This window comes from Streptomyces sp. NBC_01275 (assembly GCF_026340655.1).
Classification (GTDB): domain Bacteria; phylum Actinomycetota; class Actinomycetes; order Streptomycetales; family Streptomycetaceae; genus Streptomyces.
This window is the reverse complement of record NZ_JAPEOZ010000001.1, coordinates 7,087,250-7,103,930: the sequence shown is the minus strand read 5'-3', so window position 1 is coordinate 7,103,930 and position 16,681 is coordinate 7,087,250. Positions and strand designations below refer to the sequence as shown.

General features: G+C 72.3%; 13 protein-coding genes and 1 pseudogene. 6 read left to right on the top strand and 8 right to left on the bottom strand.

Features of this window, described 5'->3' with window-relative positions:
• Positions 1-50: 50 nt before the first annotated feature.
• The 6 genes from OG562_RS31565 (at position 51) to OG562_RS31540 (ending at position 8,935) form a co-directional block, all read left to right on the top strand.
• The gene (locus OG562_RS31565; protein WP_266403973.1) at positions 51-1,031 is read left to right on the top strand and encodes an AraC family transcriptional regulator; all 981 of its coding nucleotides are present in this window, start codon (positions 51-53) and stop codon (positions 1,029-1,031) included.
• Positions 974-1,675: an AzlC family ABC transporter permease gene (locus OG562_RS31560; RefSeq protein WP_266403970.1), complete on the top strand. Its 702-nt coding sequence runs from the start codon at positions 974-976 to the stop codon at positions 1,673-1,675. Before OG562_RS31565 ends, OG562_RS31560 begins: the two co-directional genes overlap by 58 nt.
• A complete protein-coding gene (locus tag OG562_RS31555) occupies positions 1,672-1,980 on the top strand; it encodes an AzlD domain-containing protein (RefSeq protein WP_266403967.1) in 309 nt (102 codons plus the stop codon). The genes OG562_RS31560 and OG562_RS31555 overlap by 4 nt, the downstream gene beginning before the upstream one ends.
• A gap of 226 nt (positions 1,981-2,206) precedes the next feature.
• The gene (locus OG562_RS31550) at positions 2,207-7,153 is read left to right on the top strand and encodes a DEAD/DEAH box helicase (protein WP_266403964.1); all 4,947 of its coding nucleotides are present in this window, start codon (positions 2,207-2,209) and stop codon (positions 7,151-7,153) included.
• A 142-nt stretch (positions 7,154-7,295) separates the two neighbouring features.
• A complete protein-coding gene (locus OG562_RS31545; protein ID WP_266403961.1) occupies positions 7,296-8,138 on the top strand; it encodes an Fpg/Nei family DNA glycosylase in 843 nt (280 codons plus the stop codon).
• Positions 8,139-8,170: 32 nt separating this feature from the next.
• The gene (locus OG562_RS31540) at positions 8,171-8,935 is read left to right on the top strand and encodes an SDR family NAD(P)-dependent oxidoreductase (protein ID WP_266403957.1); all 765 of its coding nucleotides are present in this window, start codon (positions 8,171-8,173) and stop codon (positions 8,933-8,935) included.
• Between the two features lie 85 nt (positions 8,936-9,020).
• Here the strand turns inward: OG562_RS31540 and OG562_RS46060 are convergent, their stop codons facing one another.
• From OG562_RS46060 to OG562_RS31500, 8 genes and pseudogenes are all read right to left on the bottom strand, one after another.
• The gene (locus OG562_RS46060) at positions 9,021-9,986 is read right to left on the bottom strand and encodes a recombinase family protein (protein WP_323187577.1); all 966 of its coding nucleotides are present in this window, start codon (positions 9,984-9,986) and stop codon (positions 9,021-9,023) included.
• Complete coding sequence (locus OG562_RS31530; protein ID WP_266403954.1) at positions 9,986-10,864, bottom strand: helix-turn-helix transcriptional regulator; 879 nt, start codon at positions 10,862-10,864, stop codon at positions 9,986-9,988. Before OG562_RS31530 ends, OG562_RS46060 begins: the two co-directional genes overlap by 1 nt.
• Before the next feature lie 112 nt (positions 10,865-10,976).
• Positions 10,977-11,738: an SDR family oxidoreductase gene (locus tag OG562_RS31525; protein WP_266403952.1), complete on the bottom strand. Its 762-nt coding sequence runs from the start codon at positions 11,736-11,738 to the stop codon at positions 10,977-10,979.
• Positions 11,739-12,051: 313 nt separating this feature from the next.
• Positions 12,052-14,771 (bottom strand): annotated as a pseudogene (locus tag OG562_RS31520) (Tn3 family transposase).
• A 4-nt stretch (positions 14,772-14,775) separates the two neighbouring features.
• Positions 14,776-14,931 (bottom strand): hypothetical protein, encoded by a 156-nt coding sequence (locus tag OG562_RS31515; protein ID WP_266403950.1) that lies wholly within the window; start codon positions 14,929-14,931, stop codon positions 14,776-14,778.
• 309 nt (positions 14,932-15,240) lie between these two features.
• Entirely contained in the window at positions 15,241-15,477 is a 237-nt protein-coding gene (locus OG562_RS31510; protein WP_266403948.1) for a hypothetical protein, read from the bottom strand.
• 85 nt (positions 15,478-15,562) lie between these two features.
• Positions 15,563-16,033: a Dps family protein gene (locus OG562_RS31505; RefSeq protein WP_266403947.1), complete on the bottom strand. Its 471-nt coding sequence runs from the start codon at positions 16,031-16,033 to the stop codon at positions 15,563-15,565.
• Between the two features lie 190 nt (positions 16,034-16,223).
• Positions 16,224-16,604, bottom strand: coding sequence for a helix-turn-helix domain-containing protein (locus OG562_RS31500; protein ID WP_057575292.1), 381 nt, complete (start codon positions 16,602-16,604; stop codon positions 16,224-16,226).
• Between the last annotated feature and the right edge of the window lie 77 nt (positions 16,605-16,681).

The following is a 16,681-nucleotide window of genomic DNA, read 5'->3' as shown; positions in this document are numbered from 1 at the left end:
GCGCCCGGCGCCGTCCGTCGCGGAGAAGGAGGGCGAAGGAGAATGGGTGCATGACGGATTCGAGCGAGCTGGCGCGGCACTGGCGGTACGCCGAGCTGCCCGGGGTCGATCTGTTGCGCGCCCGGTACGTCCGGAAGACCTTCGTGCGGCACACCCACGAGAACTTCGTCATCGCCGCCATCGCCGACGGGGCGGAGGTCTTCCACCACGGCGGGTCCGACCAGTACGCGGGCGCCGGTGCGCTCGCGCTGGTCAACCCGGACACCCCGCACACCGGGCGGGCCGGCGTGCCCGAGGGATGGCGGTACGGGGCGGTCTACCCGGCCCCCGGCCTCGTGGCCGCCATAGCGGCCGAGACGACGACGCTGCGCGGCACACCGGGGTTCGTCAGCCCCGTGCTCGACGACCCGTACGCGGTGGGTCTGGTGCACCAGGTGCTTCGCGCCGCCGACGAGGGCAACGCACTGGCCGCCGACACGCTGCTGAGAGTGGCCGTGACACGGCTGCTGCGGCTCAACGGCGGGCCGTTGCCCCAGCGGGAGGTGCGCACCGCCGGGGCGCGGATCGCGGCACGCGCGCGTGCGGTGCTGGAGGAGCGGATGGCCGGGCCGCCGACGCTCGAACGGCTCGCCGAGGACCTGGGGACCAGTCCGTTCGCGCTGTTGCGCGCCTTCAGGGACGCCTACGGGATGCCTCCCCACGCCTGGCTGACCGACGCGCGCGTGCGGCGGGCGCGACGGCTACTGGACGCGGGGACGACGCCCGCCGAGGCGGCCGTCGAGGTGGGCTTCACCGACCAGCCGCACCTCAACCGTCACTTCGCCCGGATCGTGGGCGTGCCGCCGGGCGCATACCAGCGCGAGCGCAAGAACGTACAAGACGCGCGCGGGGGACTCCTCGTACCGTCCGAGTCGTGGCAGAACAGACAGCTCGCACAGACATACGCGCGTACGGCGCAGGAAAGCCGGACGACGTGGGAAAGCCCGACGCCGCCGTCGTACGGGACGCCCTCAGCGTCGGGGTCGCCGTAGGACTCTCCGGGTTCGCCTTCGGGGTGACCTCTGCGGGCAGTGGACTCACGGTGTGGCAGACCTGCGCGCTCAGCCTCATGGTGTTCACCGGCGCGTCCCAGTTCGCGCTCGTCGGGGCGCTGGCGGCGGGCGGCAACCCGCTCACGGCGGCCGCGGGCGCCTTCTTCCTGGGCGTGCGCAACGCCTTCTACGGCCTGCGCCTGTCGCAGCTGCTGGCCCTCCCGCGCGCGGTGCGCCCGTTCGCCGCGCAGTGGGTGATCGACGAGACGACGGCCGTCTCGCTGGCGCAGCCCGGACGACGCAGCGCCCGGATCGGCTTCGCGGTCACCGGTGTGACCCTGTACGTCCTGTGGAACCTCACCACACTGCTGGGCGCCCTGGGCGCCGAGGCCATCGGGGACACGGACGCGTGGGGGCTCGACGCGGCCGGACCCGCCGTCTTCCTTGCGCTGCTCGCGCCCATGCTGAAGACCGCCACCGAGCGAGCCGTCGCCGGCCTCGCCGTCCTGCTGGGGCTCGCCCTGCTGCCCGTCCTGCCCGCCGGAGTGCCCGTTCTGGTGGCCGCGCTCGCCGCGCCCGGCGTCCTGTACCTCGAGGGCCGGCGCAAGGGCGCCCGGGACGACGTGCAAGGAGGAGAACGGTGAACATCTGGATCGCGATCGTCGCGACCGCCGTCGGCTGCTACGCCGTCAAGCTCGCCGGACTGCTCGTCCCCGCGGGCGTTCTCGAGCGACCGCTCGTCAGACGGCTCGCGGCCCTGCTCCCCGTCGCCCTGCTCGCCGCCCTCACGGCCCAGCAGACCTTCGCCGACGGACACACGCTGGTACTGGACGCGAGAGCCGCGGGCCTCGCCGCGGCCGCCGTGGCGCTGCTCCTGCGAGCCCCCTTCCTGCTCGTCGTGGCGGCGGCCGTGATCGTGACGGCGGGGGCGCGAGCCATCGGCGGGTGACGGGTGGGACGAGGCGGGTGACGGGTGGGACGAAGCCGCCCCGCGGCCCTTCCCGGACCGCCGTCCCAGGTCAGCCGTCCTCCCGCCGTCAGCCGCCTTCGTCAGCTGGCCGCCGGCCGCCGGCCCGACCGCCGCACCGCACCGCGCCCTCGCGCCCTCGCCTCATCGCGCCCTCGCCTCATCGCAGGTCAGAGCCATTGTCAGTGGGCGGGTGCAGGATGGACGCATGGTCAGCTCCGCACATCGAGCCCTCGACGGCTTCTCGCCCGCGACCCGCGGCTGGTTCACGGGGGCGTTCTCCGCGCCCACCGCGGCCCAGGCGGGCGCGTGGCAGGCCATCGGCGCAGGCTCGGACGTGCTGGTGGTCGCTCCGACCGGCTCCGGCAAGACCCTGGCCGCGTTCCTGGCCGCCCTGGACCAGCTCGCCTCGACGCCCCCGCCGGCCGACCCGAGGAAGCGCTGCCGGGTGCTGTACGTCTCACCGCTCAAGGCCCTCGCGGTCGACGTCGAGCGCAATCTGCGCAGCCCGCTGACCGGCATCCGCCAGGAGTCCGTGCGCCTGGGCCTGCCCGAGCCCGAGGTGAAGGTCGGCATCCGTTCCGGCGACACCCCGCCCGCCGAGCGCCGCGCGCTGTCCACCCGCCCGCCGGACATCCTGATCACCACCCCGGAGTCCCTGTTCTTGATGCTGACGTCGGCCACGCGCGACGCGCTGACCGGCATCGAGACGGTGATCCTGGACGAGGTGCACGCGGTCGCGGGCACCAAGCGCGGCGCGCACCTGGCGCTCTCCCTGGAACGGCTGGACGAGCTGCTGCCGAAGCCGGCCCGCCGCATCGGTCTGTCCGCGACGGTCCGCCCGGTCGACGAGGTCGCCCGCTATCTCTCGCCCCGCCGCAGGGCGGAGATCGTCCAGCCGAAGTCCGGCAAGGAGTTCGACCTCTCGGTCGTCGTCCCCGTGGAGGACCTGGGCGAACTGGGCGGCTCCCCGGTGGCCGAAGGCTCCGAAGGAGCCGAGCGCCCCTCGATCTGGCCACACGTCGAGGAGCGGATCGCCGACCTCGTCCAGTCCCACCGCTCCACGATCGTCTTCGCCAACTCCCGTCGTCTCGCCGAGCGCCTGTGCAACCGGCTCAACGAGATCGCCTACGAGCGGGCCACCGGCGAGCCCCTCGACGAGCACCACTCCCCCGCCCAGCTCATGGGCGGCTCGGGCGCGGCCCAGGGCGCACCGCCCGTCATCGCGCGCGCCCACCACGGCTCGGTCTCCAAGGAGCAGCGCGCCCTGGTCGAGGAGGATCTGAAGGCTGGCCGGCTGCCGGCCGTGGTCGCCACCTCCAGCCTCGAACTGGGCATCGACATGGGCGCCGTCGACCTGGTGGTCCAGGTCGAGTCCCCGCCCTCCGTCGCCTCCGGCCTCCAGCGCGTCGGCCGCGCCGGACACCAGGTGGGCGCGGTCTCCACCGGCGTCGTCTTCCCCAAGTACCGCGGCGACCTCGTCCAGGCGGCCGTGGTGACCGAGCGGATGCGCACGGGCTCGATCGAGTCCCTGAAGGTTCCGGCCAACCCGCTGGACGTCCTGGCCCAGCAGCTGGTGGCCATGACGGCGCTGGACACCTGGCAGGTCGACGACCTGCTGGCCATGGTCCGCCGCGCCGCCCCGTTCGCCTCGCTCCCGGAGTCGGCGTTCACTGCCGTCCTGGACATGCTCGCCGGCCGCTATCCGTCCGACGCGTTCGCGGAACTGCGCCCGCGCGTGGTGTGGGACCGCGTCGCCGGCACGATCACCGGCCGCCCCGGCGCCCAGCGCCTCGCCGTCACCTCCGGGGGCACGATCCCCGACCGCGGCCTGTTCGGCGTCTTCCTGGCGGGCGCCGACCCCAAGAAGGGCGGCGGCCGGGTCGGCGAGCTCGACGAGGAGATGGTCTACGAGTCCCGCGTCGGCGACGTCTTCACGCTCGGCACCAGTTCCTGGCGCATCGAGGACATCACACGCGACCGCGTCCTGGTCTCGCCGGCCCCGGGCGTGCCGGGCCGCCTCCCCTTCTGGAAGGGCGACCAGCTGGGCCGCCCGCTGGAGCTGGGCCGCGCGGTGGGCGCGTTCCTGCGCGAGGTCGGCTCCCTGCCCAAGGACGACGCCCGGCTCCGCCTGCTCACCGCGGGCCTGGACGCCTGGGCGGCCGACAACGTGCTCTCCTACCTGGACGAGCAGCGCCAGGCCTGCGGCCACGTCCCGGACGACCGCACGATCGTCGTGGAGCGCTTCCGCGACGAGCTCGGCGACTGGCGGGTCGTCGTGCACTCCCCCTTCGGCGCCCAGGTCCACGCCCCCTGGGCCCTCGCGCTCGGCGCCAGGCTCTCCGAGCGGTACGGCATGGACGCCCAGGTCATGCACGCCGACGACGGCATCGTCCTGCGCCTGCCCGACGCCGACCTGATGGGCCTGGACCTCCTCGACCAGGAGCCCATGAGGGCCGGCGTGGCCTTCGGCGCGGCGGCCGACACCGACCAGGCCCCCGTCGGCGCGGCGGACGTCGTCTTCGACAAGGGCGAGGTCGACCGGATCGTCACCGACCAGGTCGGCGGCTCGGCCCTGTTCGCGGCCCGCTTCCGCGAGTGCGCCGCCCGCGCGCTGCTGCTGCCCCGCCGCAGCCCCGGCAAGCGCACCCCGCTGTGGCAGCAACGCCAGCGCGCCGCCCAACTCCTCCAGGTGGCGAGCGAGTTCGGTTCGTTCCCGATCGTCCTGGAGGCAGTCCGCGAGTGTCTCCAGGACGTCTTCGACGTCCCCGGGCTCGTGGAGCTGATGGGCGACCTGGAGACCCGCAAGGTGCGCCTGGTCGAGGTCACCACCCCGGAGCCGTCCCCCTTCGCCCGCTCCCTCCTCTTCGGCTACGTCGCCCAGTTCCTCTACGAGGGGGACTCCCCGCTCGCCGAGCGCCGCGCCGCCGCCCTGTCCCTGGACTCGCGGCTGCTGGCCGAACTGCTCGGCCAGGCCGAGCTGCGCGAGCTGCTCGACGCCGAGGTCCTCACCAAGCTGGAGCGGGAGCTGCAGTGGCTCACCGAGGACCGGCGTGTGAAGGACGCCGAAGGCGTCGCGGACCTCCTGCGCCTGCTCGGCCCGCTCACCGAAGCCGAACTGGCCGAGCGCGGCGCCGAACCGCCCTGGGCCCGGGAGCTGGCCGCCGCCCGCCGGGCGATCCGGGTCCGCATCGCCGGCGCCGACCACTGGGCGGCGATCGAGGACGCGGGCCGCCTGCGCGACGCGCTGGGCACGGCGTTGCCGGTCGGCGTACCGGAAGCCTTCATGGAGCCCGTCAAGGATCCCCTGGGCGATCTCCTCGCGCGCCACGCCCGCACCCATGGCCCCTTCACCTCCACCACGGCAGCCGCCCGCTTCGGCCTCGGCGTGGCCGTCACCGAGGGCGCCCTGCAACGGCTCGCGGCGAGCGGACGCGTCGTCCAGGGCGAGTTCCATCCGGCCGGCATCGGCCAGGAGTGGTGCGACGCGACCGTGCTGCGCCGACTGCGCCGCCGCTCCCTGGCCGCTCTGCGACACGAGCTCGAGCCGGTGCCGCCGCCCGCGCTGGCCCAGTTCCTGCCGCAGTGGCAGCACATCGGCCAAGGCCACTCGCTGCGCGGCGTCGACGGGCTGGTGCGCGCCGTGGAGCAGCTCCAGGGCGCGTCGGTGCCCGCATCGGCCCTGGAGAAGCTCGTCCTGCCGTCCCGCGTCCGGGACTACGCCCCGGCGATGCTCGACGAGCTCACCGCCGCCGGAGAGGTCGTCTGGGCGGGCGCGGGAGCTCTCCCCGGCAAGGACGGCTGGGTCTCCCTGTACCTGGCGGACGCGACCCCCCTGCTCCTGTCCCCGCCCCACCCCCTGGAGCTGACGGCGGTCCACCAGTCCGTCCTGGACGCCCTCTCCGGGGGGTACGGCCTGTTCTTCCGTCAGATCGCCGACCAGATCCGCGCGACCACTCACCCCGATGCCACCGACCCCCAACTCGCCGACGCGATCTGGGACCTGGCCTGGTCCGGCCGTCTCACCAACGACACGCTGACGCCGATGCGCTCCCTGCTGGGCTCGGGCCGCACGGCCGGCTCCACGGCCCACCGCGCCAGGCGCACGGTCCCGCGCGGCCGCTACGGCTCGCTGACCGCCGCCGCCCGCCCCGCCTCCCGCGGCGGCCCCCCGACCGTCGCCGGCCGCTGGTCCCTCCTCCCGGCCCACGAGCCCGACCTCACCGTCCGCGCCCACGCGCTCGCCCGTACCCTGCTCGACCGGCACGGCGTGGTGACCCGGGGCGCGGTCGCCGCCGAAGGAGTCGAGGGCGGCTTCTCGGCGACGTACCGCGTCCTGTCCGTCTTCGAGGAGAGCGGCCAGGCCCGGCGCGGGTACGTCGTCGAAGGCCTGGGCGCGGCGCAGTTCGCGATGGACGGCGCCGTGGACCGCCTTCGCGCGGTGGCCAACGCCCGAGACCGCGGCGAGCCCCTGCCCGGTCCGACCGCAGGACAGGCCGATGCCGTCACCGGGACCTTCCCGCCGTACGACCCGGGCGACATCGCCTGGGACACCGGCGGCCTCGACGCCCCCTTCGCCGCTCCGGGATCGCCCACCGCGCGGGACGAGTACGTCTCCCCCCAGGACTTCGCCTCCCCGGCCGCCGGCGGCCCCCGCGGCGGAAACGGCTTCCCGCGCGCCTCCGCACACGCCTCCGCATACACCTCCGGCTCCGGCTTCGCCGACCGTCACAGCCGTACCCGTGGCGCCGCCCCCTCGTCCCGGGCCGTCGTGCTGGCCGCCGCCGATCCGGCGAACGCGTACGGGGCCGCCCTGGCCTGGCCCGATCCGCCGACCGACGCCGGGCACAAGCCGGGCCGCAAGGCGGGGTCCCTGGTGGTGCTCGTCGACGGTGAGCTGACGCTCTACATGGAGCGCGGCGGCAAGACCCTGCTGGCCTGGCCCTCCGCCCCGGACACGGAGGACGCCCCGACCGACGACCCACGCCTCCACACCGCGGCGCAGGCCCTGGCCGCAGCCGCCCGCGCGGGTTCCCTCGGCACCGTCACGGTGGAGCGGATCAACGGCGCCGCGGCCCTGACGTCCCCCATCGGCGCCCTCCTGGAAGGAGCAGGCTTCATCGCCACCCCCCGAGGCCTGAGACTGCGCGCATGACAACCCCGACCTCCACCACGCCCCGACGCCCCACGCCATCGCCGGTCCGCGCCCACCCCCACCCCCCACCCTCACCCACCCACACCCACACCCACGCCCTCCGCACCCCAACCACCAGGCCCGCTCATGCCACCCTTGACCCATGCCCGAAGGTGACACGGTCTGGCAGGCCGCGAGGCGACTGCACGACGCCCTCGCCGGCAAGGTCCTGACCCGATCCGACCTCCGGGTGCCGAAGTACGCGACCGCCGACCTCACCGGCCGTACCGTCCTGGACGTGACCGCGCGCGGCAAGCACCTCCTCACCCGCGTCGAGGGCGGCCTGACGCTCCACTCGCATCTGCGGATGGACGGCTCCTGGAAGGTGTACGCCCAGGGCGAGCGCTGGACCGGCGGCCCGGCGCACCAGATCCGCGCGATCCTCGGCACCGACGACCGCACAGCCGTCGGCTACCGCCTCCCCGTCCTCGACCTCCTGCGCACCGCCGACGAACAACGCGCCGTCGGCCACCTCGGCCCCGACCTGCTCGGCCCCGACTGGGACCCCGACCAGGCCCTGGCCAACCTCCTCTCCGACCCCGCCCGCCCCCTCGGCGAGGCTCTCCTGGACCAGCGCAACCTCGCCGGTATCGGCAACGTCTACAAGAGCGAGCTCTGCTTCCTCCTCGGCGCCACCCCCTGGCTCCCCGTCGGCGCGCTCCCCGCCGACCGAGCCGCCAAGCTGCCCGCGCTCGCCCGAAGGCTTTTGGAAGCCAACCGCGACCGCCCCGTCCGCAGCACCACGGGCCGCCGCGGCCAGGACCTCTTCGTCTACGGCCGTGCACCCCGCCCCTGTCTGCGCTGCGGCACGTCCGTCCGCGCCGCAGACCAGGGCGACGGCTCCCGCGAACGCCCCACCTACTGGTGCCCCACCTGCCAGACGGGCCCCACCCCGCCCCCGGGCTCCCCGCCGACGCACCGCATCCGCCCCCACCCCACCAATTGACGGTGCGTCAGAAACCCTCGTACCGTCCCCTCATGGCCGTGAAGGCGTACGACCTCACCGGACGCACCGCATTCGTCACCGGCGCGGCGAGCGGAATCGGGCGCGCCTGCGCCGTACTGCTCGCCCAGGCCGGCGCCACCGTGCACGGCGCGGACCGCGACGAGCAGGGTCTGCACGGGACGGCGGCGCTGATCGAGAAGCAGGGCGGCACCGTCCGCACCCACCGTCTCGACGTCACCGACCGCGCCCAGATCCGACAGGCCGTCGACTCCTGTGAACGGCTGGACGTGATGGCCGCCGTCGCCGGGATCATGCACAGCAGCCCGGTTCTGGAGACACGGGACGAGGACCTCGACCGGGTCCTGGCCGTCAACTTCAAGGGCGTGCTGTACGCCTGCCAGGAGGCCGCCCGCGTGATGCTCGCGCGCGACGCCGGCGGCAGCATCGTCACCATGGCCTCGGGCGCCGTCGACACCGGCGGCCCCGGCCTGCTCTGCTACGGAGTCGCCAAGGCTGCCGTGGTCCAGCTGACGAAGACCCTGGCGACCGAGGTCGGCCGCCACGGCATCCGCGTCAACGCCGTCGCCCCGGGCTGGATCCGCACCCCCATGACCGATCGCCGCGACCCCGGCGCACAGGCGCACACCGAGGCGCTCATGGCCCGTATGTCACCCCTGGGCCGGGTCGGCGAACCGGAGGACATCGCCCACGCGGTGCTCCACCTGGCCTCGGACGCGTCGGCCTTCACGACGGGCCAGATCCTCCGCCCGAACGGCGGGGTCGCGATGCCTTGGTAGTCACCCCCCTTGCCATGCCCCCCGGACTCACCCTCACCATGCCCCCGGTCTCACCCTGAAATATCCCCGGGCCCACCCCAACGACTCACCCCCGAACTCCCCCTCGACGCATCCCCCGGCCCCACGCCGACGCATCCCCCACCCCACCCCCGACGCACCCTCCGCCCTGCCCCGCAAAACGGGGTGCCGGTAAGAACGCTGTCACCAGCCGCAAACGGCGGTGATCAGTCCTCTGACCTGGTGGGTTGGGGCAGTTCGGGCATGCTCGTCGCCTCAGCGAGTGCGAGGCGACCCCCTTGAGTTCGGGCACGTAGTTGTAGATGGTGTTGCGGGAGACGCCGAGGAGCTTGGCGATCGAGGTGACGGTGTTCTCCGGGCGGGCGAGTAGGTCGCGGGCGTGACGTACCTGCTCCTCGGTCATCGCCGGCGGGCGGCCGAGTCGGGCGCCGCGGGCGCGGGCGGCGTCCAGGCCCTCGTTGGTGCCCTGCACGATAAGTTCGCGGATGAACTCCGCCAGGGCCGCGAACACGTGGAAGACCAGGCGCCCGCCGGGCGTGGTCGTGTCGAGCGCCTCGTGTAGCGAGGTGAACCCGATGCCGCGCTTGCGCAGGCCGGACACGATCGCGATGAGGTCCTGGATGGAGCGGCCGAGCCGGTCCAGCGACGGGACGACGAGGGTGTCGCCCTCGCGCAGGTAGTCGAGGGCCTTCCACAGCTCCTCGCGTTCGGCGTTCTTGCCGGACTTCTTGTCGGACTTCTTGTCGGAGAAGATCCGGATGCACCTTGCTTCGGTGAGTGCGTGGATCTGCCGGTCGAGCAACTGGCCTTTGGTGGACACGCGTGCGTATCCCACGAGGCTGCCGGTCCGTACGGCCGGAACGGGGGCGAGGAGATCGGCGGTCTCGTTGTCCTGGGGGGGGGCTGCACCTGCCAGATCGTACAGAAAAGGGTGCTCCTCAAGTTCTTGAGCACATCGACTTTCTGACACCGTTTTATGGGCATGATCCGGTGCCGATCCGGTCGCGCGCCGCCACTTCTCGATCTTGCTCATCAATCGGTCGGTTGATGAGCACCAGTGGCTGTGGGGGCGGTCCACGCAAGCAGCATGTGAAGGGCGTCGTGGGACGAGGTGTCCGGCTGGGCCGCATACGTGATCAGTGCCTGGTCGGGGTCGTCGGCAGCGCGCAGGGTCTCGTAGGTCAGTTCCAGGTCGCCGACCAACGGGTGGTGGAACCGCTTGATGCCCGAGGTCTTGTCCTGGACCGGGTGTTCTGCCCACCAGCGGCGGAAGTCCTCGCTCTTCAACGACAGCTCCCCGATCAGGTGTGCCAGTCGCGGGTCGCTGGGGTGGTTCCGTCCAGCCTCCAGGTGGAGGTAGGCCACGTTCTCGCGGGCGCAGGAAGACCAGTCCGCGTACAGGTCTCGGGACGCCGGGTCGAGGAAGGTGATCCGGGCGATGTTGCGCTCGGCCGGGTCCACGGCGGCGTAGTCGCCGAAGAGGGCGGCCGCTGCCGGGTTCCAGGCCAGGATGTCCGTGTGCCGGCCCATCACCATGGCCGGCATGTCCTTCAGCTCGTCCAGCAGCCGCTGGAGCATCGGCCGTACGTGCTGCCGGCTGACCTGGTGCCTGCGCGCCGGACGGGCGGTCTGCCGCGGTTGGGCCAGCTGGTGCAGGTGCCGGCTCTCGTCGTCGTTCAGCCGCAGTGCGCGGGCGAGGGCGTCGAGCACGGTGTCCGAGGGGTTGGCCACGCGGCCCTGTTCCATCCGGGTGTAGTAGTCGACGCTGACCCCTGCGAGCTGGGCGACCTCCTCGCGGCGCAGGCCGGTGACCCGGCGCGTGCCGCCGAAGTCCGGCAGGGCCACATCCTGCGGGTGAAGGCGGGCGCGGCGGGTCCGGAGGAAGTCGCTCAGGCTGGTTGCGGTGCTCATACGACGATTGTGGCCGATCACGGCGGTGTGCCGCCTGGCCCTGCTGGAGCCAGGCAGCACACCCACTGATCAGGAGGCAGGGACGGCGGCCCCGGCGGGTGACCGGGAAATGTCAGGCCTGGCGGGTCGGCAGGACGATCGACTGGCGCAGGTTGACGTGCCGGCGACGGCTGACGATGTACGCGACGAGGTCGGCGATGTCCTCGGCGGTGAGGGCGGGGATCGCGGTGAACATCCCGCCGAGCTGCTCGCGCAGTTCCGGGTTGTCGATGTGCCCACCGAGTTCGGTGTCGGTCAGGCCCGGCTCGATGGTGCTGACCCGGACGTCGCGTGGGCCCAGCTCGGTGCGCAGTGCGGCGGACAGCTGGGTGAGGGCGGCCTTGGTGGCCCCGTACACGGCGTAGTCGGGGAAGAGGACGTGGGAGGCGATGGAGGAGACGTTGACCAGGTCGGCGGTGCTGCCGTCGGCCGCGGCCTCGGTGAGGTCGGGAGTGAACGCGCGGATGACGCGCAGGGCGCCGGTGAGGTTGGTGTCGATCATGCGGGTCCACTCGTCGAGCCGACCCTCGGTGAGGGGATTGGGCAGCATCACGCCCGCGTTGTTGACCACCAGGTCGACCCGGCCGTAGGCATCGTGGACGGCCTTGGCGGCGGCGTCGACGGATGCCTGGTCGGTGACGTCGGCGGTGACAGCGAGGGCCTGGCCTCCGGCGGCGGTGAGTTCGGCGGCCAGCGCGTCCAGCCGGTCGGTACGCCGGGCGAACAGGGCGACACGGGCGCCACCCGCCGCGAGCAGGCGGGCGGTGGCCGCGCCCATGCCGCTGGCCGCTCCGGTGACGACAGCGGTACGGGCGGCGAGGGCGGGGTAGCTCATGGGGTGCTCCTGGGTCTGCTGCGCGGGCCGGTCCTGGTGGACCGGCCCGGCCGGTGCGGTGGGCGGATGCGGACCACTTTGCGCCCGCTCGGGACGGCTAACCAGAGCTTGCCGTTCCCTGGGAAGGCCAGGACCACCCTGGGCCGGGCGGCCCGGTCTACGCTGCGGGCATGGAGAACGCGGGCTTGGAGAACGCGGGCAGCCGCTCGGCGACCGTATCGACCAGCTCGCCATGGCGGCCGGATACGACGCGGCGGATTGGTCGCACATCGCAGACCGGCACGAGCAGACCAGCGCGCGGGAATGGCAACGCTCACGCCTCCGTACGTTCCTCGGCCAACTCCCCATCGCCCGCAGTGCGGGGGCCGGGCACCGCGGCCACTGTGAGATCGAGACGAGCGTCCATGTCGAGGTTCACCTCGCCGTACGGACGCACGTGGGACCAGAACAGCGGGGTCAGGCCGCGTCGGTCGGCCGATGTGAGCAGGTCCGCCCACTCCGGCTCGTCCAGGACGTCCTGGAGCATGAGGGTGTTCACGTAGACCAGGGCGGACTGGAGGATGCGCAGGCACAGCACGAACATCTCTTGCTCGTCGCGCCGGTTGGAGGCGATCTCCCCGCCCTTGCCGTAGGCGATCACGGAGTTGGCGCCGTTGGAGGACTCCATGACGTTCAGGCCCTCCTCGATCTCCCGCTGGAGATCCCGAAGCCGCAGGTAGCGGGCCACGAAGATGGTCTTCTGTGCGCGGCCGACCTCCAGCATCGCCGCGTAGGTGGGGTGGGAGGCGTTGCGGGTGAAGCGGCGCAGGATCGCCTCGGTGGAGGCGGTACGGGTACGGATCGCGGTGGCGTACTTGATCATCTGGTCGTACTGCCGGGCGATGAGTTCCCAGCGGATCGGGCGGGTCAGCGCCGGGGTCAACTGCGGGTAGGCGTCCGGGTCGCCCACCACCGGCCGGTACAGCTTCACCTTGTTGATCCGCTTGATACGCGGCAGCAAGCCCACATCAGCAGTCTCGTGATGCCAAACCCGATTTCCGACTGGCCATGCGAGTCCGTGTAGTTGGCCTCGACATCCATGGTGGTTCCGTGCCGCATCGCGCCCTCGATCATCGCGGCGACCTCGGAGGCCGTGCAGTTGATCAGCTGGGAGTGGATGGCCAGGGACTTCTTCTCCACGTGCCAGTAGATGAGGACCCCGCGGCCGCCGTAGCGCGAGTGCCACTCGGTGAAGAGGTTCTGGTCGTAGGCGCGGACGTGGGTGGAGTCGGAGGCGACTGCGGTCGAGCCCTGGCCCCACAGCTCCGTGCTGCGGGCGGCGAAGGTGGCGTTCGCGATCTGGACGCCGATGGCGCGAGCGGCCTCCGCCGACAGATAGCGGCGGCGTACGTAGCGCAGCTCGTCCTCGGTATGGCCGTGGCCGCCGGACGCCACGGCCTTGATCCCGGTGTTCGTGCCGTACGCGTAGATGACCAGCAGCAGGCGTTCGGCCAGCACCTCCGGCGAGAGCCTGCCGCCGCCGGCGACGGAGGTGACCGCGTCCAGGCAGCCGGTCCGCAGCACCGCTTCCTTCAGCATGTCGACGAGCGGCACGATGCCCCAACGCCGCTGTACCTCGGCCTTGATCCTGCGCAGGTTGCGCGGCTCGGGCTGGGCCTCGGCTGCCGTCAGCCGGATCGCTCCGGACTTGCGCTCGGCGATGTCCAGCCAGGACAGCTTGGGCATCTTGTCGTTGAGCAGGGTCAGTTCGGTCGTCACCTGCTCGCGCAGCTCGTCGACGAACACCGCGGCGTCCAGCGGCTTGCGCAGCTCCCGGTAGTTCTCCTCCCGCCGGGCCTCGAAGTCCTGGGGCAGGTCCTCGTCCGGGTTGCGCCACTTGTCGGCGCCGACCACCCAGATCTCCTTGCACTTGAGCTGATCGCGCAGGGCCTGGAAGGCGGCGACCTCGTAGACCATGCGCACCACCTGGCGCCGGCCCCGCTTGTCGGCGCGGTGGACGACCTCCGCCCGGTCCCCGCCCATCGCCTTGTGGACCGGAACCGTCTCGCCCAGCGGGTAGTACGTCGTGTTCCCCGCGTTCGCGTACCGCGCCACCAGCGCCAGGGCCTCGATCACCGGCCGGTGGGCGCGGTTGCTGGAGCGGAACTCCAGCACGTCCAACAGCTTGATCAGCCCGCGCCGGTAGTGATTGGTGTAGGACGCCTTCAGCGTGGTCTGCACCGTGCGTGGTCTGCACCGTGCGCCGGTAGACCGGCCCGCGGGTCTTGAACTCGTTACCAGCTCCCGCAGCGTCGCCTCGCCCCCGGATACCGCCGGGAACACCACCTGGCGGATCGTCCCCTCCGGGGTGCCGAGCGACGCCTCGGCGAGCAGCAGCGCGGCCAGCAAGGTCACCCGCAGCGCCACCGGATGCGTCCGCAGGTGGGAAGGCGACTCCACTGCGGCCCGCGCCCGCCAGCCCGCCACGACCTTCGGCGCGACGTCGATGAACAGATCCCGTGGCAGGCCGATCGCCCGCACCGCCAGGAGCTTGTCGATCTCGGTGAGCATCGTCTCCAGGCTCACGTTGCCCGGCGCTTCCTTGACCTTCGCCAGAACCGGCGGCGCGTCCTCGCCCTCCGTACCGCCACCTGCGGGTCCGGCGTCGTCCTGGTCGGCGCCGGCCACCAGAGCCGCGATCCGCTCGATGCTCTCCACGGTCAGCCGGGAGGAGATCAGGGCCGTCAGCAACTCCTCGGCCGCCCGCAGGGCAGCCGCCACGATCCGATCGCACCGGCCCGGCGTGGGCGGCTCGATGCTCTCCGTGCGGCAGCGCGCCAGCAGTTCCACCCGGACCTGCTCGGGCCTGCGTTCCTTGTTTGCGACGTGCTCGGCCAGATACGCCGTCAGGTTCTCCGCGTCCGCGACGCTGCACTCACGGAAGCCGAGGTGCTCCCGGATCTGCGCACGGTGGTACTCGACCGTGCGGCCCGTCCAGTCGTAGGACTCCAGCTCCGAGGCAGGAACCTGCGCCTGACGGGCGACGAACTCCACGGCCTCACCGGGCAGCTCTGTCCGGTTCCGGGGAAACCGGGCCGTACTGCGTAGAGAACTTCAGCAGCACGGCGAAGCCCAGTCGCGTCGCACCACGCTTGCCGGACACGAGCACCTGCTCATCCTTCAACAGCGTCCAGTGCTCGACGAGTTCATCCACGTCCAACGGAGTACGGGCCACGATCAAAATCGTCCTCGCAGAGCTTCACCCACCGCAGCCGTACAGCCCCGGACTCACCCACACGGGTGACGCCCCGCAAGATCACTGCCGTTTGCGGCTGGTGACAGCGTTCTTACCGGCACCCCAAAACCCCCACCCCCATCCCCATCCCCTCAGTCTCACCCTCAACGCCCCCCTAGCCAGCCCTCAACCACCCGCCTCAGACACGCCCTCAGACACCCCCTCCAGCCACCGCTCAACGACCGCTCAACGACCGCCCTCAGTCACCCGCACCCCCAGTCGCCCCCCTCACCCGCCCCCCTCACCCGCCCTCCAAGCCCCCTTCCACCGCCCCGCCGCAACCGCCCCCACAGCCCGCGCCTTGGACACACAGTGCACGGGCAGCAGGCTCAGGCCCCACCCCCCGGCGGCGACCGCTCCTTCCAGCGCCCCGGCGCCTGGTGCCACGGCAAGCCGTACGGCAGCCCACCACCACAGGGCGCCGAGCCCCAGAACAGCCCCCCGGCGAACTATTCGCCCCGCCACAGCCTCACCTCCAACCCCACGCCAACCTCACGCCGACTCGACGCCACTCCGCCACTCCGCCACTCCGCCACAGGTGTCAGACGCGTCACACGTTCTCCGCCTGGAACATCCAGTGATGCTTCTCCAGATCCGCGGTGATGCCGATGAAGATGTCCTGGCTGACCGGATCCGCCTCCCCCGTGGCCGACACGCGTTCCCGCATCCGGGTGATCACCGCGCCCAGCGCCGCCACCAGCGTCCCCACCGCGTCGGAGTCCTTGACCCACCCGTCGCTCACCGCGGCGATCCCGCTGCCGGCCGCCACCGTGGCCGCCCGCCCGTCCGGTGAGACGCCCAGCGCCGAGGCGCGCTCCGCCACGGTGTCGGAGTGGGTGCGGGCGACGTCCACGACCTCGTCGAGCTGGAGGTGGACGGACCGGAATCGGGGCCCTACGACGTTCCAGTGGACCTGTTTGGAGACGAGCGACAGGTCGACCAGGTCGACGAGCGCGCCCTGCAACGCCTCGGAGACGGTCTTCAGGTCGGAGTCCGAGAGCGGACTCTTCACGACGGGCATCCGTACCTCCGGTGTTCGGCTCTCGTGCTGCCCCTCCACGATGACCTCAGCACCCGACACCGGCAAACGCACACGGAAAGACCGAACGGACGCGAAAAACCCCGACCGCCGCCTCCCCGGGTCTCCCCGGAGAAGCCCCAGCCGGGGCCTCACACAATGACGCGTCGACTCACGCGCCCAGGCACATGCCCTATGCGGCGACCACGTCCACCGCCTCGGCGGGCGCCTTGATGGTCACCCGCTCCGGTGGCACACCGGTCACCGACACGGAACCCAGCATCGGACGCACCGATGTGGGCACAGGCTGGCTGGGGGTGGCCGCAGCAGACTGGGCCAGCTCGGCGAGAGCGAGCTCGTCGCTCACTTCCCGCATGAGCTCGGACATCCGTACGTCCAGCGCGTCGCAGATGGCGGAGAGCAGCTCGGAGGATGCCTCCTTCTGCCCCCGCTCCACCTCGGAGAGATAGCCGAGTGAGACTCGGGCGGACGAGGAGACTTCGCGCAGAGTACGGCCCTGGCGCTGGCGCTGCCGACGCAGCACGTCACCCAGCAGGCGACGGAGCAGAATCATCGGTGGCTCCCTCCTCGGACCGCGTAGCCGCATCCTTCACGCCCCACCGTACCGCCTTGCGCTGCGGCCGTGCGGGG